The organism is Longimicrobium sp. (assembly GCF_048594345.1).
Taxonomy (GTDB): Bacteria; Gemmatimonadota; Gemmatimonadetes; order Longimicrobiales; family Longimicrobiaceae; genus Longimicrobium.
Genome location: NZ_JBMDXM010000027.1, coordinates 1 through 21434, shown reverse-complemented (window position 1 = coordinate 21434; position 21434 = coordinate 1). Strand labels below are relative to the sequence as shown.

The window sequence follows — 21434 nt, the reverse complement described above, 5'->3', positions numbered from 1 at the left end:
TGCGCCTCGTTCGGACGAAACACGGTAGGTGCAGGGGCGGCGGGGAGAGGGGGACCGCTGTCTAAATCACAATATAGCATTGACTTAGGCAATATCCAAGAAGAATCTGCAGAAACCCAAGAGGCTTTTTAGACTGGACTCGGAGTTGTCTCGTGCGGTTCCCTCTGCCTGTGTGGTACGGGTCTTGGAAGGATGAGCCTCACACAGAGTCAACAGGGTCAACAGAGTTTCTTCGGGGCGTTTCCTCGGCGGCCACAGTGCGAAGCCGGATGCCGGAGTGTCGGGTGCAGGGGGCGGCTGTCGGCGAGGCACTCACTTTTGTAAGGGTGTAGGGAACGCGAAAGAGACGGAATGCGGCAGGGAGCCATCCGCATTTTTTTGAAAAGCATGTGGATCGGTGGATGCTGTCCGCCGTGCGGCGGAAGCGTGTCGATCGCACCACCTGATGCGCGATCTGGAGAACCCTCCATTCACTCCACGATCAGCGAGCGCGCCCGATGAGCTTCGCTCGGTGAGCAACGTAGCAAGGCAAAAAGCCGGAGACACGGACGAGGTCATGAGTCTCCGTGTTTCTGGCTTTATCCGTACCCCATTGTCGATGGATTTTTCCGGGATCCCGGAAAAGGTGCGCGTTTTGCGCTCGGCGCGGCGACAACACAGCGCCCACCGGAGCCGATGCCCGCAGACTCCCGCTACCTACCGATCGAAGACCACGGCATCATCGGCGACCTGAACACGGTCGCGCTGGTGGGGCTGGACGGCGCCATCGACTTTTTTTGCGCGCCGCGCTTCGACTCGCCGTCCGTGTTTGCGTCGCTGCTGGACGCGGAGCGCGGCGGCGCGTTTCGCATCGATCCGCAGCTGGGCGACGATGCGCGGCGCAAGCAGCTGTATCTGCCGGAAACCAACGTCCTCCTTACCCGAACCCTGAGCGCCGACGGCGTCGCCGAGATCAGCGACTTCATGCCCATGGGCGAGACGGAGGGCGTGCGGCGGCTGGTGCGGCGCGTAAAGGCGGTGCGCAGCAGCGTGAAGTTTCGCCTGCGCTGCTCGCCGCGCTTTGGCTACGGCGCCGTGCACCACCGCGCGGAGCAGGATGGCGAGGACGGCGTCGCGTTCGTCCCCGACGACGCGGAGGCGGCGGGACTGGCGTTTCTGCGGCTGCGCGGGTCGGTGCCGCTGCGCATCGAGAACGGCGACGCGGTCGCGGAGTTCGAGCTGGCGCACGAGAAGAGCGCGACCTTCATCCTCGAAGCATCCTCCCGGCCGGGCGCGGGGCCGCACGCCAGCCAGCGCTACGCCGCGGACGCCTTCAAGCGCACCGTGAACTTCTGGCGCACGTGGATCGGCCGCAGCACCTACAAGGGCCGCTGGCGCGACGAGGTAAACCGCTCGGCGCTGGTGATGCGGCTGCTGGTGTCACAGGAGCACGGCTCGCTGATCGCGGCACCCACCTTCGGGCTGCCGGAGAGCATGGGCGGGGCGCGCAACTGGGACTACCGCTACACCTGGGTGCGCGACGCCGCGTTCACCCTGTACTCGCTCATTCGCCTGGGGCTGACGGACGAGACGGGGCGGTTCATCCACTGGATCGCGGACCGCGTGGCGGAAGAGGGCGACGGCGTGCCGCTGCAGCCGCTGTACGGCCTGGACGGCCGGCACCTGCTGCCGGAATCGGAGCTGACGCACCTGGAGGGGTACCGCGGCTCGCGCCCCGTGCGCGTGGGCAACGGCGCCGCGGTGCAGCTGCAGATGGACATCTTTGGCGCGCTGATGGACTCGGTGTACCTGTACGACAAGTACGGCGAGCCCATGTCGTACGACCTGTGGAACACGCTGACGGGCGTGGTGGACTGGGTGTGCGAGAACTGGCGCCGCCCGGACCACGGCCTGTGGGAGATCCGCCGCGGCGAGCAGGCGTACCTGAGCTCGCGGGTGATGTGCTGGGTGGCGGTGGACCGGGCGATCCGCCTGGCGCAGCACCGCTCGCTCCCGGCGCCCATGGTGCGGTGGCTGGAGGTGCGCAACACCATCTACCGCAGCGTGTTCGACGAGTTCTGGAACCCCCGCAAGCGCGCCTTTGTGCAGACCCCGGGGTCGGACGTGATGGACGCCAGCTGCCTGCTGATGCCGCTGCTGCGCTTCATCAGCCCCAACGACCCGCGCTGGGTGCAGACGATGAACGCGGTGCGGCGCGAGCTGGTAGAAGACTCGCTGGTGCGCCGCTACGCCATCCGCGGCGGCGAGACGGACGGCTTCACGGACGAGGAGGGGACGTTCACCATCTGCTCATTCTGGTACGCCGAGTGCCTGTCGCGCGGCGGCGACCTGCAGCAGGCGCGATTCGTGTTCGAAAAGATCCTGAGTTACGCCAACCACGTAGGCCTCTTCGCCGAGGAGCTGGGGCCCAGTGGCGAGCACCTGGGCAACTTTCCCCAGGCGTTCACGCACCTGTCCCTGATCAGCGCCGCCTACGACATCGACCGGCGGCTGGATTCCGCGGGGTGGGGGGCGTAGGGGGGATCGAAGGATTCAGGGCGCTTCGACTCGCATCGAACTGTCGTCCGACGCGGTGCCCCTCCCCCGGCCCCTCCCCGTTCGTTCCTCACGGAGAGGGGAGAAGTTCGAGCCCGCTACGACAAGGTGCGTCGCACCTCCCTCCCCCGCGCAGTTTGCGGGGGAGGGCCGGGGAGGGGGGCGGCCCACCATTCCGCACCATCCTGTTCGAAGCGCAGCTATCCCAGCCCAACACCCAACCTCCCCCGGCAGTTTCGGGGGAGGTGGGCGAGTGGTGCTCGCCCGGAGGGGGCGCCGCCCTCGCGCCCAACCGTCCGAACCGCATCGCCGTCCGTGCCGTGTATCCCCCCTCCCGCGCGGTTTGCGGGAGGGGGTGGCGCGCTCCTCAGGCGCCGCCGGGGGAGGGCCCCGGCGCGGTTCTTGACCCTTCGTTCCGCGTATCCCTTTCCACCCAGAGGCAACATGGAAAACTGGAAGCGGTGGCTCCGGATCGGCGTGCTGCTGGTCGTCGCCTGGTTCGTGCTCAAGATCGTGTTCAAGATCGTGTTCAACGTGGTCGGCTTTCTGGTGCACCTGCTGGTGATCGCCGGGCTGATCTTCATCCTCTACTCCGTCGTCACGCACTTCATGGGCGGCACGCGGCGGAAGGTCTGAACGGCAGTGCCCAGGATCAGGTGCCCAGGATCGCGGGTCTTGATCCTGGGCACCTGATCCTGGTTTCTTTCCCCCCGGCACACTTGTTCCGTAGACACACGCAGTCTGGCACTTCGCCATCTCTCTGCCCTGGAGCGCATCTCGTGCGTCTGCGGACGTTTGCGGCCATCGCCGCGGGGCTCGCCTGCGTGGCGGCTCCCTTCCCTTCGGCGGCGCAGGACACCACGGTGGTCGCCGGTGCGCACTACCGCGGCGGCGCCTTTTCGCGCGTGTTCAACGGCGAGGAGTACCGCGCCGAGTGGACCACGCCCATCCGCGTCCCCTTTCTCGATCCCACCACCTTTGCCGGCGGGCTGACCGTCGAGCAGGCGGGCGGCGGGCTGGCCACCGAGTCGCTGCGCATGCTGGGCGCCGACGGCCGCGAGTACGTCTTCCGCTCGCTGGACAAGAACGCCGAGCGCGGCCTGCCGGAAGATCTGCACGGCAGCTTTGTGGACTGGATCGTCCAGGACCTGGTGAGCGCCAAGCACCCGGGCTCGGCGCTGGTGGTGCCCACGCTGCTGGAGGCGGTGGGCGTGCTGCACGTGACGCCGGTGATGTACGTGATGCCGGACCACCCGTTCCTGGGCGAGTTCCGCGACCAGTTTGCCGGGCGGCTGGGACAGGTGGAAGAGCGGCCGGTAGACCGCGAGGTGGATGAGGACGCGCCCAACCGCCGCCTCCCCGCGCGCTCCTTCGCCGACGCGGACCGTGTGGTGGGGTCCGAGCGGCTGCTGGAGCGGCTGGAGGAGGATCCCGATGAGCGCGTGGACAGCCGCGACTACCTGACCGCGCGGCTGGTGGACCTGATCACGGGCGACTGGGACCGCCACAACGACCAGTGGCGCTGGGCCGGCTTCAAGCGCGGCGACCGCTGGACCTGGCGCCCCATCCCCCGCGACCGGGACAACGCGTTCTCGGACTACGAGGGGATCTCGTCCGCCACCGGGCGCGCGTTCGTTCCCACGCTCACCCGCTTTGGCCCGCGCTGGTACGACAGGCCGGGGCTCATCCACCTGTCCTCCGAGCTGGACCGGCGGCTGCTGGCCGACCTGGACCGCGCCGCGTGGGACAGCGTGACTGCCTCCGTGCGCGCCCGCATCACCGACGCCGTCATCGCCCGTGCCGTGGGCGGGCTGCCGCGCGAGTACCAGCCCGTGGGCGGCGAGGAGCTGGCGGGATCGCTCCGCTGGCGGCGCGACCGGCTGGACGAGATGTCGGGCTGGTTCTACGGCCAGCTGGCCAGCGACGTGGACGTGCGCGGCACCGACGAAGCGGATCGCGCGGAGATCGAGCGGCTGGCGGACGGATTGGTGGACGTGCGGCTGTTCGCCTCTCCGGAGGCGCGCACACCCTACTTCCGCCGCCGCTTTCTCCCCGCGGAGACGCGGGAGGTGCGCGTCTACCTGCACGGCGGCGACGACCGCGCGACGGTGACGGGCACCGCGCCGCACAGCATCCAGGTGCGGCTGATCGGCGGGGGCGGGGACGACGAGCTGGTGGATGAATCCTCCGCAGGCGGCGGGCGGATGACCGTGTTTCACGACGACCGCGGCGACAACCGCCTCACCCCCGGCCGCGAGGCGCGGGTGGATACGCGCGAGTACGATCCCGCTCCCGTCCGCCCGCCCTGGGGCAATCCGCCCCCGCCGCGCGACTGGGGAAGCGACTTTGCGCCGGTATCGCCCTGGGCCGTCTGGGAGTCGAACGTGGGTCCGGTCCTGTCCGTTGGGCCGGTGTGGACGCGCTACGGATTCCGCCGGCAGCCGTACGCGCGGCAGATCAGCCTGCGTGCGCTCTACGCGCCGCTGGAAGACGGATTCGGCGTGGAGGGGATCGCGGACTTCAAGCGGACGGGGACGGGCGGCGGGCTGCGGCTGGCGGGCGGGGCGCGCACCTTTCAGCTCACCCGCTTTCACGGCTTCGGCAACGATTCGCCGGGCGAGACCGAGGAAGTCTACGAGGTCACCAGCAGTGAGCTGCGCGCGGAGGCGCTGTGGTACGGGCCGATCGGACGCCGCGCGGCGTACCGCTTCGGGCCCGTGGTGCGCGCACTGGACCCGCGGGAGCCGGCGTTCGGTGGGGTGGCGGAGCCGCGGGGAGCGGATGCGTGGATGGGCGCCGGGCTGCTGGCCGACGTGCGCTTGGACGGGCGCGACACGCTGGCGGTCACGCGGCGCGGATGGTGGCTGGGCGCGCGGGCAAAGGGCTATGCGACCGACCTGACTCCGTTCGGTTCCGTGGCTGGCGAGGCGCGGACGTACCTGTCGCTGGGTGCGGGGCCCATCCTGGCCCTGCGCGCCGGCGGCGAGATGGTGCAGGGCAACTTTCCGTTCCACGAGGCGGCCTTCCTGGGCGGGCCGGGCTCGCTGCGCGGCTACCCGTTCCAGCGCTTCGCGGGTGATGCGGCTGCGTTCGGCAGCGCGGAGCTGCGCCAGCCGCTGGGTCAGGTAAAGCTGCTGGTGCGTGGCCGCCTGGGCGTTTTTGCCCTGGCCGACGCCGGCCGCGTGTGGATGAACGACGATTCGCCCGGCGGCTGGCACACGGACTACGGCGGCGGCCTCTGGTTCGAGACGCTGGGCTACGCCGGCACCCTCACCATCGCGCAAGGCGACGTGACACGCTGGTACCTGGGCATCGGCTTGCCGTACTGAGGTTCGGGAGCGATCGAGAGGCCTGTCACTGTTGTATCGGAATGATGATGATGCCCGACGGGCATTCCGCCGTTCGCGGCGCGTTTTGCGCGCGGGACGGAGGTCCGCCAGGCCATCATGCTGAGAGCCCCGCCCGGCGCGTGCAAAGCGAGCCGGGGCGGGGCTTCTCGCGATTCGAAGCGCGGGCGTGGCCACAGTGGATGAATGGCGGCGGGCGAGCTACACGGCTGGCGCGATTCGTGAACGGACGGCGGCGGATGGGGAGAGATTTCGGGAGGAACGGCGGCATGGATGGCGTGTACAGCATCCACCCGCCGTCCGGCGGCATCTCTGCGCAGTGAACGCCCGCGGCACGCGACGTATTCCATGCAAGAATCCTCCACTCCTCCGGTGTCCGGCTCCGCGAGCGGCCCAGACGGCCTTGTCGAGCGCCGCGCGCCCGCGCCCGTGGACCACGCGCGCGGCGCCATGAGCACCGGCCGCTGGATGTGGGAGTGGACCAAGGCCATCAGCACGGCCATTCTCCTTTTCCTTACCGTCCGCACCTTTCTGGTAGAGGCCTTCAAGATCCCCACGGGGTCGATGGAAGGCACCCTGCTCATCGGCGACTTTCTGCTGGTCAACAAGGCCGTGTACGGCGCTGAGATCCCGCTGACCCACCGCCGCCTTCCCGCCTTCTCCAACCCTGGGCGAGGCGACGTGGTGGTGTTTCTGCCGCCGCACGATCCGCACAAGAACTACGTAAAGCGCATCGTGGGCGTTCCCGGCGACACGCTGGAGATGCGCGACAAGGTGCTGATGCGCAACGGTGTGCGGCAGGACGAGCCGTACGCGCGCCACACCGACCCGCTGGGCGACCAGGCGGACCCCAAGATGCTGTGGCAGCTTGACCACACCCTGGACCGCGCCCTCACGTGGCGCACCTACCATCCGTCGCGCGACAACTGGGGCCCGCTGGTGGTGCCGCCGGGCAAGTTCTTCGCGCTGGGCGACAACCGCGACCGGTCCGAAGATTCGCGTTACTGGGGGTTTCTTGACCAGAGCGCGGTCAAAGGGCGGCCCATGTTCGTGTATTACTCGTTTGAACACGATTTGGCCAACGCGCTTCCCTGGCTTACCAGCGTGCGCTGGGACCGGATTGGCTCCATCATCCGCTGAACACCGTTCGGCAATAAATTGTGTCGCCGGTGGCCCAAAATAGCCGTTTCAATGCTGATTTGGTGCCGATTTCATGGTTGGGCCGAAAAAGTTCCCCCGGGGGGTTGACACCACACTCCCGCCTTTCCATGTTCCGTGCAGTTAAACGTCCGGTGCGGGAAAGTATGTCCCACCTCTCGGTTTGCGCACAGGGTAAGTCGCGCGTCCCCACCGGGTTTCCGCACCTCACGGCACCCTCGCTTCCGTCTCCCGGAGCACGCCGATGTCGTTCAGCCCTCCCAAGAAAATCCAGGCCGAGTCCGAGTCGCTGGACCAGTACCTTCGCGAGATCAGCGCGTATCCGCTGATTGACCGCGAGGCGGAATGCCGCCTTGCCGGGCAGATTCGCGAGGGCGACCCCCTGGCCCTGGAAAAGCTGGTGCGCGCCAACCTGCGCTTCGTGGTCGCCGTGGCCAAGAAGTACCAGAACCAGGGCGTGTCGCTGGCGGACCTGATCAACGAAGGCAACATCGGCCTCATGCGGGCCGCCCGAAAGTTCGACGAGACCAAGGGGATCAAGTTCATCTCCTACGCGGTCTGGTGGATCCGGCAGGCCATCCTGCAGGCGCTGGCCGAGCAGTCGCGCATCGTGCGTGTGCCGCTGAGCCGCGCGGGGGCGGTGCACCGCATCGGCAAGCGGTCCAGCGCCATGACGCAGGAGCTGGGTCGCGAGCCCACGCTTACGGAGATCGCGGCCGAGCTGGAGGTGCCCGAGGACGAGATCAGCCACGCGCTGGCCATGTCGCAGGTGTACCTTTCCCTCGACGCCCCGCTGGTCCCCGGCGAAGACGGGCAGCTGCTGGACTACCTTTCCGACGCTCTCTCCCCCGGCCCCGACGACGAGGTTTACGACTCGGCCCTCAAGCGCACCATCGACGATGCGCTGGGCACGCTGTCGGAGCGCGAGGCCAAGGTGCTGCGCCTGTACTTTGGCCTGGGCGACACCGAGCCCATGACGCTGGAGCAGATCGGCGAGAACTTTGGCATTACGCGCGAGCGGGTGCGGCAGATCAAGGAAAAGGCCCTGCTTCGTCTGCGCCATCAATCCCGCGCCCGCTTCCTGGAAACGTTCCTGACCTGATCACGATCTCCACGCAATCAGAAAAACCCTCTCCCGGCTTCCGGGGGAGGGGTTTTGCTTATCCCTAACCATCGCATTTCATCCCCAGACTTCCAGAGATTTGGGCCTCACACGGAGTCAACGGAGTTAACGGAGTTTTCTCGTGCCGATCCCCGAACGCTGTGCCAAATCATCGGTTCGGGATGTGGAGGAAACGAGAAGAGCCTTCTGTTTGCACGGGCAACTCCGTTAACGCCGTTGACTCCGTGTGAGGCTTATCTTTTTCGTTGATGTGCACGCGCGCAGGTTGCCCCGCGCGGCGCGGTTCGCCTACATTGGCGCTCGCGAGCCCAACTGCTACGGACCCGACATCCGACGGATAGAACGATGGCCAAGACCTCTACCTTCGACATCACCTCCAGCGTAGACCTGCAGGAGGTGGACAATGCCGTAAACCAGGCGCACAAGGAAGTGGCCCAGCGCTACGACTTCAAGGGCGCCACGGTCGAGATCGAGTTCAGCAAGAAGGACGGAACGCTCAAGCTGCTGGCCGACGACGAGTACAAGCTCACCGCGCTGGTCGACATCATCCAGAGCAAGCTCATCAAGCGCGGGGTGCCCATCCGCAACCTGGACTACGGCACCGTGGAGCAGGCGTTTGGCGGCAAGGCGCGGCAGACCATCACCCTGGTGCAGAGCATCAGCACCGAAAAGGGCAAGGAGATCGTCAAGTCCATCAAGGAGGGCGGCTTCAAGAAGGTGAACGCGCAAATCCAGGACGAGCAGGTGCGCGTGAGCAGCGCCAGCATCGACGACCTTCAGGCCGTGATCGCGCACCTCAAAAAGCAGGACTTCGGGCTGGAGCTTTCGTTCGGCAACTTTCGCTCGTAAAAACGCCAACGCCCCCGCGCCCGGACCGGACGCGGGGGCGTTGCATCAGACAAGCGCTCAGTTAGGCCCTTCGGTAAGGTCGCCCTGCGCGGAATCCTGCCGGGCTTCGGCCGACTCTTCCGCGGCCTCTTCGGTATCGCCGGAGCGGGCTTCCTCGGCCGCCTCGTTCGCGTGGTCCTCGGCGTTGTCGTTGCACGCCGCGGTACCACCGGCCATCAGGGCCGCCATGAGCAGGATCCAGAAGCGCTTCGTCATCGCAAATCTCCAGTGCTGGGGGGCATGAACAACTTGGACGGGCGGGGACAAGGCAAAAGCGCGGCCACACCGCCAGCCGCAGACCGGAACGCGAACAGCCGCGCCCTTTTCAGCCGTGCCTGCGACGTCACGCCCGGCGGGGTGAACTCGCCGGTGCGCGCCTTTCGAGGCGTGGGCGGCGACCCGTTTTTCGTCGATCGGGCGCTGGGCTCGCGCCTGTGGGACGCGGACGGCAACGAGTACATCGACTACGTTCTTTCCTGGGGCCCCATGATCCTGGGCCACGCGCACCCCGCGGTCGTCCAGGCGGTGGCGGACGCGGCGTCGCGCGGCACCAGCTACGGCGCGCCCACGGGCGTCGAGGTGGAGCTGGCGGAGGCGGTGCGCGGCTTTTTTCCGTCCATGGAGCGGCTGCGCTTCGTCAACAGCGGCACGGAGGCGACGATGAGCGCCGTCCGCCTGGCGCGCGGGTACACCGGGCGGGAGCTGATCCTCAAGTTCGACGGGTGCTACCACGGCCACGGCGACAGCTTTCTGGTCAAGGCCGGCAGCGGCGTGGCAACGCTGGGGCTGCCCAACTCGCCCGGCGTGCCGGAGGAGCTGTCCAAACTGACGCTGACGGCGCCGTTCAACGACCTGGAGGCGGTGGAGACGACGTTCCGCGCGTACGCCGGCACGATCGCCTGCGTGATCCTGGAGCCGGTCGTCGGGAACGCCGGCTTCATCGCGCCGGACGACGGCTTTTTGCAGGCGCTGCGGCGGATTACCGAGGCGGACGGCGCGCTGCTGGTGTTCGACGAGGTGATGACGGGATTTCGTGTGGCGCCCGGCGGCGCGCAGGAGCGCTTTGGCGTCCGCCCGGACCTCACCACGCTGGGCAAGGTAATCGGCGGCGGGCTTCCCGTCGGCGCGTACGGGGGGCGGCGGGAGGTGATGGACTGGATTGCGCCGGTGGGGCCCGTCTACCAGGCGGGCACCCTGTCGGGCAACCCGCTGGCGATGGCGGCCGGCCTGGCGCAGCTGCGCATTCTGCGTGACGAGGACCCGTATCCCCTGCTGGAAGCGCGGACGCGGCGGCTGGTGGAGGGGCTGCTGGCCAACGCGGCGGAGCGGGGCGTGCCGGCCAGCGGCGGCAGCTACGGGTCGATGTGGGGCGTGTTCTTTGCGGCTGGCCCGGTGCGATCGTTCGACGACGCAAAGACGTCGGACGTGGAGACGTTCCGGAGATTCTACCACGCGCTGCTGCGGCGCGGCGTTTTTTTCGCGCCGTCGGCGTACGAGGCCGGGTTCATGTCCACCGCCCACACGGAGCAGGATGTCGAGGAAACCATCTCACGCGCGCGCGACGCGCTGGATGAGGCACTGGCGTAGCACCGCGGCGCTGCTGGCGATCCTTGCGCCCGCGGCGTGCGCGCCGCGCGGCACCCGCGTGCCCACCGTTCCCGTGGTGGTGATCGGCGACACGGCGCGTCCCGCGCCGCGCGACACCGGCGTCATCGCCCCCTCGCCGCCCCGGCCCACGCCGCCGGCGCCCGGCAACGTGCCGCCGGTGGCCAACGCGACGGCGGTGCGGGTGGGGCTGATCGTGGACACCAGCGCGGTGGAGATCACCTCCGCAGGCGACTTTGCGGTGCACACGGAGGACGGCCGCGAGATCGGCCGGCTGCGCGGCGGGCAGACGGTTTCGTTCCGCGACGTGGGCTCCACCATCACCATGGAATCCCGCGGCGGGCCGGCGGGCAGCGCCATGCAGCCGCCGTCGCAGGCGGCGGGGGTGGGGCTGCGGCCCCCGCTGGTCGTCCGTCCGGCTTCCGCCGGCGGCACGCTGACGGTGCGCAACGCGCCGTACCGCGGCGAACTGCGCATCCAGCAGGCGGCGGGCGGCGGGCTCACCGTCGTAAACCGGCTGGACATGGAGACGTACCTGCTGGGCGTGGTGCCGCGGGAGATCGGCCGCTTTGACCTGGACATCTACGAGGCCATCAAGGCGCAGGCGGTGGCGGCGCGGACGTACGCGGTCACCTACCTGGGCCGGCGCCAGCAGCAGGGCTTCGACGTCTACGCCACGGTGGAGGACCAGGTGTACGGCGGCGCGGCGGCGGAAAACGAGACGGTGAACCGCGCCGTGCGTGAAACGGCGGGCGAGATCCTGACGTACAACGGCCAGCCGATCACCGCCTACTACCACTCCACCTGCGCGGGCCGTACGGCGGCGATCGACGAGGTGTGGAACAACGCGCCGGTGCCGTACCTGGTTTCGGTGCGCGACGTGGACGCGAACGGACAGGCGTACGACCGCTCCAGCAGCCGCTACCGCTGGGAAGAGCGGTGGACGCACGAGCAGATGGTGAACATCCTGAACCGCACGCTGGCGGACTCGCTGCAAAACCGCCGCATCACCCGCATCGAGGACATGCGGGTGCTGGAGCGGACGCCGTCGGAGCGGGTGCGGCGGCTGCGCATCACCACGGACGCCGGCTCGTTCCACGTGGGCAGGGACCGGGTGCGGTGGATTCTGCCGCCCAACCGCGGCGGGATTTTGAACAGCAGCAAGTTCGACATCAACGTGGTGCGCCGCGGCAGCCAGGTCACCGACATCATCGCCGAGGGCGGCGGCTGGGGGCACGGGATCGGGATGTGCCAGGTGGGCGCCATGGGCCGGGCCCGCGCCGGCCAGGACTACCGCACCATCCTGCGGACGTACTATCCGGGGACGGAGATCCGGAAGTCGTACTGATAGGCCCCCGGCGGCCCTCCCCCGGCGGCGCCTGAGAGCGCGCCACCCCCTCCCGCAAACTGCGCGGGAGGGGGGATAAACGGCACGGGGGGACGGGTGGGTGCGAGGGGAGAGGTCCGCGTCTGCGACGCGGGGGCCCTCTCCCCCGCCGGAGCCTTTTGCTCGTTCCTCGCAACGGCCCGGCGACCCCTCCCCCAAACTGCGCGGGAGGGGTGTGCAGGGCGGAGCGGAATTGAAGTCCACCTCCCCCAGGGGTTTTTGGGGGAGGTGCGAGCCTGGGCGAGTAAGGGGGCGGCTTGCGGGCGCCAGTCCGATGCTTGTCGCAGCGGGATCGAATTCTCCCCTCTCCGTGAGGAACGAACGGGGAGGGGTCGGGGGAGGGGCACCCCGGCGGACGCAGTTCGATGCCAGCCGCCGCGCCTCCATCCGCCATCGAAACGGATCAACAGACTCCAACCACCAACCCGATGCCACGGCTGAAACGATCAGCGCTCCTCGCCGCCCTTCTTCTCGCTCCGCAGGTCGCGCGGGCGCAGGACATGGCGGACTACGACTACGAGAATCTGGTGCTCAGCGGCGTGGGCGCGCACCTGATGGAGGTGTTTCCCTCCCGTGCGGACCCGGCGCTGGGGCTGAACGTGCGCGTGGACCTGGGGCTGCTGGGGCCCAACGTCCGCATCACCCCCGGCCTTACGTACTGGGCGTCGCAGCTGCGCGACAGCGAGGTGGAGCGCATGGAAACGCGCATCGAGGCCGCGTGCGACCGCGGCGGCGTTCCGTGCCCGGGTATCGAGCTGGGCGACGTGGAGGTGAGCGACCTTTCGCTGCAGGTGGACGCGCACTACCTGTGGACCACCGACTACTTCGTGGAGCCGTACGCCGGGCTGGGCGTATCGCTTCACCTGCTTAACGGGAGCGGCGAGTTCGTGGACGACACGTTTATCGAAGACCTGCTGGACGGGATTGCCCCCGGGTTGGACCTGGTGGGCGGGCTGGAGTTTCCCGCCGCCGGCAACCTGCGGGTGCTGGGCGAGGCGCGCGCGGTGCTCACTGGCAACACGCGCTACATCAGCCTGGGGCTGGGCGGCGCGTGGCGCTTTCCGCCGGAGTACCAGCGGCCGGTCGTCGCGCCGCCGCCGGCCCCCGCCACCACGGGAGGCCGCTGATGGCCGCCGCCCGTCCCCCCGTACGCCTGGCCGTGCTGGGCGCGGGGAGCATCGCCCAGGTGGTGCACCTGCCGATTCTGTCGCGGATGCGCGGGGTGCAGGTGGCCGCCGTGGCCGACCGCGACGCGCACACGGCGCGCACCATCGCTCAGCGCTTCGAGGTGCCGACGGTCGCGACCAGCTTCGAAGAGGTGCTGACGGACGACATCGACGCCGTGGTGGTCTGCACCCCCAGCAACCGGCACGAGGACCAGGTGCGCGCGGCGCTGCAGGCCGGCAAGTACGTGCTGTGCGAAAAGCCGCTCGCGCTGACCGTTGAGGGCGTGGAGTCGCTGCTGGAGGAGAAGGGTGCGGAGGAGCGGCTGATGGTGGCGATGAACCAGCGCTTCAGGCCCGACTCCGTGGCCCTTCGCCAGTTCGTTTCCGGCGGGGAGCTTGGGAACGTGTACTACCTGCGCACGGGGTGGCTGAACCGGTATCGCCCCCGCGGCCGCACCTGGCGCGACCGCAAGGCCACGGCGGGCGGCGGCGCGTTCATGGACCTGGGGTTGCAGATGCTGGACCTGGCCATGTGGACGCTGGGCTTTCCCAGGCCGGAGCGGGTGACGGCGCACATGTACGCGGGGCCGGAGAGCGAGGTCGAGGATTCGGCGGCGGTGGTGGTGCGGCTGGAGGGCGACCGCGCCATCAACCTGGAGTGCACCTGGAACCTGTTGGCCCAGCGCGATCGCCAGTACCTGCACCTGCTGGGCTCCGGCGGTTCCGGGTCGCTGTCGCCGCTGGCGGTGTTCAAGCAGATGCCGGCCGGGCTGGTGGAGGTCACGCCGCAGATCCCCGCCGCGCGCGAGAACCTGTTCACCGCCAGCTACCGCAACGAGCTGGCGCACTTTGTGGACGTGGTGCGCGGAGAGCGCACCCCTGACTCGCCTCGGGAACACCTCGTGCTGATGCGCCTGGTCGAGGCCGCGTATCGCTCCGCCACGGAGCAGCGCGAGATCGAGCTGTAGCCGCGAGGGTCGCGCTGCAGCCAAACGGACAAGGGAGGACGGGACGATGGCGGACGTGAAAGAGTTGGTCGAGGGGATGAACGAGGACCTGGCGGCCGAGTACCAGGCCGTGGTGATGTACCGCACCTACGCGGCGCTGGTCACGGGCCCGTGGCGCCAGGAGCTGCGCGGCTTTTTCGAGGGCGAGATCCCGGACGAGCTGGGCCACGCGGCGTTTCTGGCCGACAAGATCGTGTCGCTGGGCGGCGTGCCCACCACCGAGGTCAAGCCGGTGCCCATCCCGCGCACCAACCGCGAGATGCTGGAGAACGCCCTGCAGGCCGAGGTCGACACCATCGAGCGCTACACCAAGCGCCTGCAGCAGGCCGAGGAGCTGGGCGAGATCAGCATCAAGGTGCAGCTGGAGAACCTGGTGGTGGACGAAAGCCAGCACCGCGACGACATCCGCCGCATGCTGATGGACTGGAAGGAGTCGCAGTAGGGCGGAACGGCAGGGAACAGGAATAGGGAATAGCGGGATGATGGAAACGGGCGCGCCGCGGATTGCGGTGCGCCCGTCCGCTTTTTAGCGAGCCGGGATTGTCATCCTGAGGCTCATCCCATCCTCCGCGGCGGAATCATACCATTTCTCGCAGTTCATTGTGCAATCAGAGGGACGACGGAAAACATCACGCGGAGGCGCGGAGGAACTGATGAGGCGCGGAGGCGTTTGGGGCGTTCCCTCCGCGCCTCTTCTGTTTCTCCGCGCCTCCGCGTGAAAGTCGTTCTCCTCACTGCACATCGAAATCCGGGAGATGGTATCAGCGGGGTCGAGGGATTCGCTCTACGACTGCTGGAAGGGTGGACGGCAGACCGCTTCCGGACTGTCGGCTGCTCAGGTGCTGGACAGAGCCAAGGCACCGTTCGCACGATGGCGGAATTGGTCTTATTGTCCAATTTCACTCTCCCTGTTATCCTTGGCAGGCCACGTACAGGAGAGGAATCGATGCAAGTGACTCCGGTCTACCTCGAGGTCGTCGACTTCATCGCCGCCGGCCCCACACCCGATCGGATTGCTTCCTTTCGTCCGTCGGACGCCGCCCGTGAGCGCGTCATGGAACTGCTGCAACGCCAGAAGGCCGGTTCGCTGCAGCCCCAGGAGGAAGCGGAACTGGATGACTACCTCCAGCTGGAGCACCTGATGCGCCTCATCAAGGCTCGTGCAAGGCGGTACGCGTCCGCGTGAGTGGCACGTACATCAGTGCCAACCTGCGGCGGGAGGTGGTGCGCAGGGCCGGAGAGATCTGCGAGTACTGCCTGATCCATCAGGACGACGCATTGCTGGGCTGCGCCGTAGACCACATCCTCAGCGAGAAGCACGGCGGGCGGACCGAGTTCGACAACCTGGCGCTGTCATGCACCCTTTGTAATCGCCGGAAAGGGACCGACATTGCCTCCGTCGTTCCACAGACCCGGCGGGTTGTCGCGCTGTTCGATCCTCGCGCGGATTCCTGGACGGATCACTTCCGGCTTTCGGCCGACGTTCTGACCATCCACCCCCGCACGGAAGTCGGGAGGGTCACCGCGCGGCTTCTTGGCTTCAACGAGTTTCACCGCCAGGCTGAGCGCGCCCTGCTGCGGGAAGAGGGCCGTTATCCTCCTCGTGCCGCACGGCGCAAGGCCCAGCCTTCCGGACTGGGCCGACAGGTTGCCCGGACGGAGAAAATGGGTTAGATTCGACGATTCCCTGACCGCCCGTGCGTACCGATCCGCGGGGATGGTCTGAAGGGGCCGTACTCAAGCTCAGCTCAAGGTGGTGCATAAATGAAGGCCGACATCCATCCGAACTATCAGACCGCGACGGTGCACTGCGCCTGCGGCAATACGTTCCAGACGCGTACCACCAAGGGCGACATCGGCGTCGACGTCTGCAGCAACTGCCACCCGTACTACACGGGCAAGCAGAAGCTGATGGACACCGCGGGCCGCGTCGAGCGGTTCCGGCAGCGTTACGCCGCCAAGTAACACGGAGCGAAAGAGCCGGGGCCAAGAACCCCGGCTCTTTCTCTATCGGGCCAGGAAGGGCAGGGAACAGGAGATAGCCTGCACGGACCACGTGCGGGCTTTTGTCTCAGGTGATACTTTCGGCAACGCTCGCACCTTCGCACCCTCGCGCTTCGTTCATGATCGACCGCATCACCGAGAGCCGGGCCCGCTACGAGGACCTGTCCGTACAGCTCGCCGATCCCAACATCCACGCGGATCCCAAGCGGATGCGCGAGATTTCGCGCGAGCATTCGCGGCTGGCGCAGGTCGTGGAGGCGGCGGCGCGGCTGGACCGTGCGCGCGTGGAGCTTCAGGGCGCGCAGGAGATGCTGGCCGAGGGCGCGGACGACGTGGAGATGGCCGCCATGGCCCGCGACGAGGCCCAGCGCCTCACCGCCGACGTGGAGCGGCTGGAGAACGAGCTGAAGCTGCTGCTGATTCCTCGCGACCCGCTGGACGACCGCGACGCCGTGGTGGAGGTGCGCGCCGGCACCGGCGGCGACGAGGCGGCGCTCTTCGCGGGCGACCTGTTCCGCATGTACCAGCGCTTCGCCGACCGGCAGGGATGGAAAATCGAAGTGGTCAGCGTTTCGGAGGGCTCCGCGGGCGGATACAAGGAAGCGGTGTTCGTGGTGCGCGGCGCCAACGCGTACGGGGACCTGCGCTACGAGAGCGGCGTGCACCGCGTGCAGCGCGTGCCCGCGACCGAGACGCAGGGTCGCATCCACACCTCTGCGGCGACCGTGGCCGTGCTGCCGGAGGCGGAAGAGGTGGACGTGCAGATCAACCCGGGCGAGCTGAAGATCGACGTCTACCGCAGCTCCGGCCCCGGCGGCCAGTCGGTGAACACGACGGACAGCGCCGTGCGCATCACCCACCTGCCCACGGGCCTGGTGGTCACCTGCCAGGACGAGAAGTCGCAGCACAAGAACAAGGACAAGGCCATGGGCGTGCTGCGCTCGCGCCTGCTGGACGCGCGCATCGCCGAGCAGGAGGCCGAGCGCGCCCGCGACCGCAAGGCGCAGGTGGGCACCGGCGACCGCTCGGCCAAGATCCGCACCTACAACTTTCCGCAAAGCCGCGTGACGGACCACCGCATCGGCTACACCACGCACGCCATGCAGCAGGTGCTGGACGGCGGCCTGGACGAGCTGATCGAGGCGCTGAAGCTGGCCATCCAGGAGGAGCGGGCGGCGTAACCCTCCCCCGGCGGCGCCTGAGAGCGCGCCACCCCCTCCCGCAAACTGCGCGGAAGGGGGGATACACGGCACGGGCGGCGGCGTGCTTCGGGAGGTGGGGTGCGAGGGGCGGCGCCCCCTCCGGGCTCGTAAACCTCGCCCACCTCCCCCAAAAAAGACTGGGGGAGGTTGGGTGTGAGGGCTGGGTCGGTGAGCTTCGGATAGGGTGGCGCGGGATGGTGGGCGGCCCCCCTCCCCGGCCCTCCCCCCCAAACAGCGCGGGGGGGGGAGGTGCGACGCACCTTCCGGAGCGGGGTCGAACTTCCCCTCTCCCCCCTGCAGTTCGGGAGGGAGAGGCCGGGAGAGGGGGGGCGCCCGCGGACGAAGTTCGATGCTCGTCGGCGAGCCCGGAACTCATCGGCTACGACCTCCGCTCGGCCCGCGCCGAAAGTTCACGCTGTTCACCCTCTCCACGCGGCAGGAGCGGGGTGGAGCCCTCCGGGAGGAGCCCTCCGCGGACGGGTTCCCGCTATTCCCTATTCCCTATTCCCTGTTCCCTATTCCCTGTCTGTGTCGACCGAAACCCGGGTCTGGACCGTCGTCGAGATGATCCGCTGGACGGCGGACTACCTGGGCGCGCGCAACGTGCACAACGCCCGGCTGAACGCCGAGCTGCTGCTGGCGGGTGTGCTGAAGCTCAAGCGGCTGGACCTGTACCTTCAGTTCGACCGCCCGCTGTCGCCCGAAGAGCTGGCCGAGTACAAGGAGCGCCTGCGGAGGCGTGCGCGGCGCGAACCGTTGCAGTACATTGACGGAACGGCGGCATTCCGTGACCTTGTGCTGCGGGTGGATCCACGCGTCCTCATCCCGCGCCCCGAGACGGAGCAGCTGGTGCAGGAGGTGCTGGACTGGAGCCGCGGCCGCCACGATCTTGTCGCGGTGGACGTTGGAACCGGCTCCGGCGCCATCGCGCTGGCCCTGGCCACGGAGGGGCCGTTTGCCCGCGTGATCGCCACCGACGCGCAGGCGGAGGCGCTGGCGGCCGCGAAGGAGAACCACGCCCACGTCGCGCCGGCCGCGCCGGTGGAATTTCGCCACGGCGACCTGCTGGCGCCGGTGCGGGGCGAGCGCTTTGACGTGGTAGTTTCCAATCCCCCCTACGTGGGCGACGAGGAAGCGGCCGCGCTGGACCCCGAGGTGCGCGACTGGGAGCCGCGCACGGCGCTGTTTGCCGGGGTGGGCGGGATGGACGTCATCCGCCGTCTGGTGCCGCAGGCCGCCGAGGCGCTCAAGCCCGGGGGGCTGCTGGCGATGGAGATCGGGGCGGCGCAGGGGTCGGCCGTGGTGGCCGTCATCGAAGAAACCAGTGCGTTCGGCGCGCCGCGGGTGCGGCCGGACCTGGCGGGGCGCGACCGCATCGTGCTCGCCGAACGACTTTGAATCGGATCGAGGGGATTCCGGATGGACCAGATTTCCGAACGGGCGCGCGAGGTTGGGCGCCAGATCGCGCAGAGCAGCGAATACCAGGCGTTCAAGCGCGCCAGCCAGGGGCTGAGCAACGACCGCGAAGCCGTGACCCGGCTTAACCGGCTGCAGGCGCTGGAAGAAAGCTTTACCCAGCTGATGCAGCAGGGGCAGGAGCCGCCCGAGGACGAGCAGCAGGAGTACGAGCGGCTGGTGGGCGAGGTGCAGGTGATGCCCGGCTACCAGGCGCTGGCGTCCGCGCAGAGCAACTTTGACCGGCTGATGATGCGCGTGAACGAGGAGATCGCCAAGGGGATCGAGTCGGGAGAGCAGAGCCGCATCATCCTGGCGCCCTGACGCAACGCGCATGTTCAAGCTGCCCAGCGACTTTCGCGAGCAGGGGACGAAGCTGCTGCTTCCGGTGCTGGACGTGTTCGTCCGCAGCGGGATCTCGCCCAACGTCATCACCACGGTCGGGTTCTTCGTGACCATGGCGGCGGGGCTGGCGTTCTTTTACGGCAACCTGCAGGTGGGCGGCGCCCTGGTGCTGCTGGGCGGCTTTTTTGACGTGGTGGACGGCTACGTGGCGCGGCAGACGGAGCGGGTTACGCGCTTCGGGTCGTTCTACGACAGCACGCTGGACCGCATCAGCGAGGTGATGGTCTTCCTCGGCGTGTTCAGCCTGTACAACGGCAACGAGCCCAACATCGGCGAGCCGTGGATGGTGTACGTGGTGGCGCTGGCGCTGGCCGGTTCGCTGCTGGTGTCGTACACCCGCGCCCGCGCCGAGGGAATGGGGATCGACTGCCGGGTGGGGCTCATGCAGCGGGCCGAGCGGGTGCTGCTGCTGGGGATCGCGACGCTGTTCTTCGGATCGTGGCGTGAGGGGCTGGTGCTCACCTGGGTGATGCTGCTGATGGCGGTGCTCACCAACCTCACGCTGCTGTACCGGATCTACTGGGTTTACAAGCACACGCAGACGCCGGCCGCCCCCGCCCCCGCGGGGCCCGCGCGCCGTGCGGCACGAACACCAGCCAAAAGGTAAGACGCACCGTGCGCAGCGACAGTTACGTGCCGCGCCCCGCCGAGGGGCGCCTGGGCATTCTGCTCCCGGGGCTGGGGGCGGTGTCCACCACCTTCATCGCCGGGGTCGAGCTGGTGCGGCGGGGAATCTCCCGCCCCATCGGCAGCGTTACGCAGCTGGGCACCATCCGCCTGGGCAAGCGCACCGACAACCGCGTGCCGCCCATCAAGGAGTTCGTGCCGCTGGCCGGCCTGGACGACCTGGTGTTCGGCGCCTGGGACCCGTTCCCGGCCAACGCGTACGAAAGCGCGCTCGTCAGCGGCGTGCTGGACCGCCACGCGCATGTGGAGCCCATCGCCGACTTTCTGATGGGCATCGAGCCCATGCCGGCGGTGTTCGACCAGCAGTACGTCAAGCGGCTGGACGGTACCCACATCAAGCCCGGCACCAGCAAGCGCGAGTGGGCCGAGTCGCTGCGCGAGGACATCCGCTCCTTCCGCGCCCGCAACCGGTGCGAGCGGCTGGTGATGATCTGGTGCGGATCGACGGAGGTCTTCATCCGCCCCGGCCCGGTGCACCAGACGCTGGAATCATTCGAGCGCGCGATCGACGAAAACCATCCCGACATCGCGCCGTCCATGCTGTACGCGTACGCGGCGCTGATGGAGGGGGTGCCCTACGCCAACGGCGCGCCCAACCTGTCGGTGGACATCCCCGCGCTGCTGGAGCTGGCCGAGCAGCAGGGCGTGCCCATCTGCGGCAAGGACTTCAAGACGGGCCAGACGCTGATGAAGACCATCATCGCGCCGGGGCTCAAGGCGCGCATGCTGGGGCTGGACGGCTGGTTTTCGACGAACATCCTGGGGAACCGCGACGGCGAGGTGCTGGACGATCCGGGCTCGTTCAAGACCAAGGAGGAGAGCAAGCTGTCGGTGCTGGAGCACATCCTTCAGCCCGTGACCTATCCCGAGCTGTACGGCAAGTTCGCCCACGTGGTGCGGATCAACTACTATCCACCGCGCGGCGACGCCAAGGAAGGCTGGGACAACATCGACATCCGCGGGTGGCTGGACTACCCGATGCAGATCAAGGTCGACTTTCTGTGCCGTGACAGCATCCTGGCCGCGCCGCTGGTGCTGGACCTGGCGCTGTTCCTGGACCTGGCCAGCCGCGCGGGGATGAGCGGGATTCAGGAGTGGCTTTCGTTCTACTTCAAGAGCCCCATGTACGGCGAGGGGCTGTACCCCGAGCACGACCTGTTCATCCAGCAGATGAAGCTCAAGAACACGCTACGCTGGATGATGGGCGAGGACCAGATCACGCACCTGGGCCTGGACTACTACCTGGAAGAGACGGACACGCTCGCGGGGGTGTAAGACTCGACTTACGAGTCCACTCGAGAGACGCCCGTCCGTGCGCGCGCCAGGACGGGCGTCTTTAGGCACGTGAACCTTGCTCCGCTATTTAGAGGAATTTATCATTGCCCTTAAGAGACTTAGCGTAAGCGATATTTACCGTTAGAGTGATGAGCCGACAGGATCCAACTCTTCCATGGGCGGTGCGGCG

The 21434-nt window shown here is 68.1% G+C and carries 20 protein-coding genes; 19 read left to right on the top strand and 1 reads right to left on the bottom strand.

The window, feature by feature from the left end; all coding sequences use genetic code 11:
• The first annotated feature begins 675 nt into the window (after nucleotides 1–675).
• The 6 genes from ACOJUJ_RS03095 (at nucleotide 676) to ACOJUJ_RS03070 (ending at nucleotide 9012) form a co-directional block, all read left to right on the top strand.
• Nucleotides 676–2517, top strand: a complete 1842-nt coding sequence (locus tag ACOJUJ_RS03095) for a glycoside hydrolase family 15 protein (RefSeq protein ID WP_420125377.1) — start codon at nucleotides 676–678, stop codon at nucleotides 2515–2517.
• A gap of 462 nt (nucleotides 2518–2979) precedes the next feature.
• Nucleotides 2980–3171, top strand: coding sequence for a hypothetical protein (locus tag ACOJUJ_RS03090; protein WP_420125376.1), 192 nt, complete (start codon nucleotides 2980–2982; stop codon nucleotides 3169–3171).
• A gap of 143 nt (nucleotides 3172–3314) precedes the next feature.
• Entirely contained in the window at nucleotides 3315–5864 is a 2550-nt protein-coding gene (locus tag ACOJUJ_RS03085; protein ID WP_420125375.1) for a BamA/TamA family outer membrane protein, read from the top strand.
• Between the two features lie 390 nt (nucleotides 5865–6254).
• Nucleotides 6255–7022 carry a signal peptidase I gene (gene lepB / locus ACOJUJ_RS03080; protein ID WP_420125374.1) on the top strand — a complete coding sequence of 256 codons (768 nt, stop codon included), beginning with the start codon at nucleotides 6255–6257 and terminating at the stop codon, nucleotides 7020–7022.
• Nucleotides 7023–7284: 262 nt separating this feature from the next.
• Entirely contained in the window at nucleotides 7285–8142 is an 858-nt protein-coding gene (locus ACOJUJ_RS03075; RefSeq protein ID WP_420125373.1) for a sigma-70 family RNA polymerase sigma factor, read from the top strand.
• Between the two features lie 366 nt (nucleotides 8143–8508).
• Nucleotides 8509–9012 carry a YajQ family cyclic di-GMP-binding protein gene (locus ACOJUJ_RS03070; protein ID WP_420125372.1) on the top strand — a complete coding sequence of 168 codons (504 nt, stop codon included), beginning with the start codon at nucleotides 8509–8511 and terminating at the stop codon, nucleotides 9010–9012.
• A gap of 57 nt (nucleotides 9013–9069) precedes the next feature.
• Here ACOJUJ_RS03070 and ACOJUJ_RS03065 read toward each other — a convergent pair whose 3' ends face one another.
• Entirely contained in the window at nucleotides 9070–9267 is a 198-nt protein-coding gene (locus ACOJUJ_RS03065; RefSeq protein ID WP_420125371.1) for a hypothetical protein, read from the bottom strand.
• 24 nt (nucleotides 9268–9291) lie between these two features.
• Here ACOJUJ_RS03065 and hemL point away from each other — a divergent pair, with 24 nt between their 5' ends.
• The 13 genes from hemL (at nucleotide 9292) to ACOJUJ_RS03000 (ending at nucleotide 21244) form a co-directional block, all read left to right on the top strand.
• Complete coding sequence (gene hemL, locus ACOJUJ_RS03060; protein ID WP_420125370.1) at nucleotides 9292–10638, top strand: glutamate-1-semialdehyde 2,1-aminomutase; 1347 nt, start codon at nucleotides 9292–9294, stop codon at nucleotides 10636–10638.
• On the top strand, nucleotides 10622–12004 hold the full coding sequence (locus ACOJUJ_RS03055; protein WP_420125369.1) for a SpoIID/LytB domain-containing protein: 1383 nt from the start codon (nucleotides 10622–10624) through the stop codon (nucleotides 12002–12004). The genes hemL and ACOJUJ_RS03055 overlap by 17 nt, the downstream gene beginning before the upstream one ends.
• 467 nt (nucleotides 12005–12471) lie before the next feature.
• Nucleotides 12472–13170, top strand: coding sequence for a hypothetical protein (locus tag ACOJUJ_RS03050; RefSeq protein WP_420125368.1), 699 nt, complete (start codon nucleotides 12472–12474; stop codon nucleotides 13168–13170).
• Nucleotides 13170–14177: a Gfo/Idh/MocA family protein gene (locus ACOJUJ_RS03045; RefSeq protein WP_420125367.1), complete on the top strand. Its 1008-nt coding sequence runs from the start codon at nucleotides 13170–13172 to the stop codon at nucleotides 14175–14177. The genes ACOJUJ_RS03050 and ACOJUJ_RS03045 overlap by 1 nt, the downstream gene beginning before the upstream one ends.
• 46 nt (nucleotides 14178–14223) lie before the next feature.
• A complete protein-coding gene (locus tag ACOJUJ_RS03040; protein WP_420125366.1) occupies nucleotides 14224–14658 on the top strand; it encodes a ferritin-like domain-containing protein in 435 nt (144 codons plus the stop codon).
• A gap of 504 nt (nucleotides 14659–15162) precedes the next feature.
• On the top strand, nucleotides 15163–15402 hold the full coding sequence (locus ACOJUJ_RS03035) for a hypothetical protein (RefSeq protein WP_420125365.1): 240 nt from the start codon (nucleotides 15163–15165) through the stop codon (nucleotides 15400–15402).
• On the top strand, nucleotides 15399–15890 hold the full coding sequence (locus ACOJUJ_RS03030; RefSeq protein ID WP_420125364.1) for an HNH endonuclease: 492 nt from the start codon (nucleotides 15399–15401) through the stop codon (nucleotides 15888–15890). Before ACOJUJ_RS03035 ends, ACOJUJ_RS03030 begins: the two co-directional genes overlap by 4 nt.
• A gap of 90 nt (nucleotides 15891–15980) precedes the next feature.
• The gene (gene rpmE, locus ACOJUJ_RS03025) at nucleotides 15981–16181 is read left to right on the top strand and encodes a 50S ribosomal protein L31 (protein ID WP_420125363.1); all 201 of its coding nucleotides are present in this window, start codon (nucleotides 15981–15983) and stop codon (nucleotides 16179–16181) included.
• Between the two features lie 158 nt (nucleotides 16182–16339).
• Complete coding sequence (gene prfA, locus ACOJUJ_RS03020; RefSeq protein ID WP_420125362.1) at nucleotides 16340–17401, top strand: peptide chain release factor 1; 1062 nt, start codon at nucleotides 16340–16342, stop codon at nucleotides 17399–17401.
• A gap of 549 nt (nucleotides 17402–17950) precedes the next feature.
• Nucleotides 17951–18820 carry a peptide chain release factor N(5)-glutamine methyltransferase gene (gene prmC, locus ACOJUJ_RS03015; protein WP_420125361.1) on the top strand — a complete coding sequence of 290 codons (870 nt, stop codon included), beginning with the start codon at nucleotides 17951–17953 and terminating at the stop codon, nucleotides 18818–18820.
• 21 nt (nucleotides 18821–18841) lie between these two features.
• The gene (locus ACOJUJ_RS03010; protein ID WP_420125360.1) at nucleotides 18842–19201 is read left to right on the top strand and encodes a YlbF family regulator; all 360 of its coding nucleotides are present in this window, start codon (nucleotides 18842–18844) and stop codon (nucleotides 19199–19201) included.
• Between the two features lie 10 nt (nucleotides 19202–19211).
• Nucleotides 19212–19889, top strand: a complete 678-nt coding sequence (locus ACOJUJ_RS03005) for a CDP-alcohol phosphatidyltransferase family protein (RefSeq protein ID WP_420125359.1) — start codon at nucleotides 19212–19214, stop codon at nucleotides 19887–19889.
• Nucleotides 19890–19897: 8 nt separating this feature from the next.
• Nucleotides 19898–21244, top strand: coding sequence for an inositol-3-phosphate synthase (locus ACOJUJ_RS03000; RefSeq protein ID WP_420125358.1), 1347 nt, complete (start codon nucleotides 19898–19900; stop codon nucleotides 21242–21244).
• The last annotated feature ends 190 nt before the right edge of the window (nucleotides 21245–21434 follow it).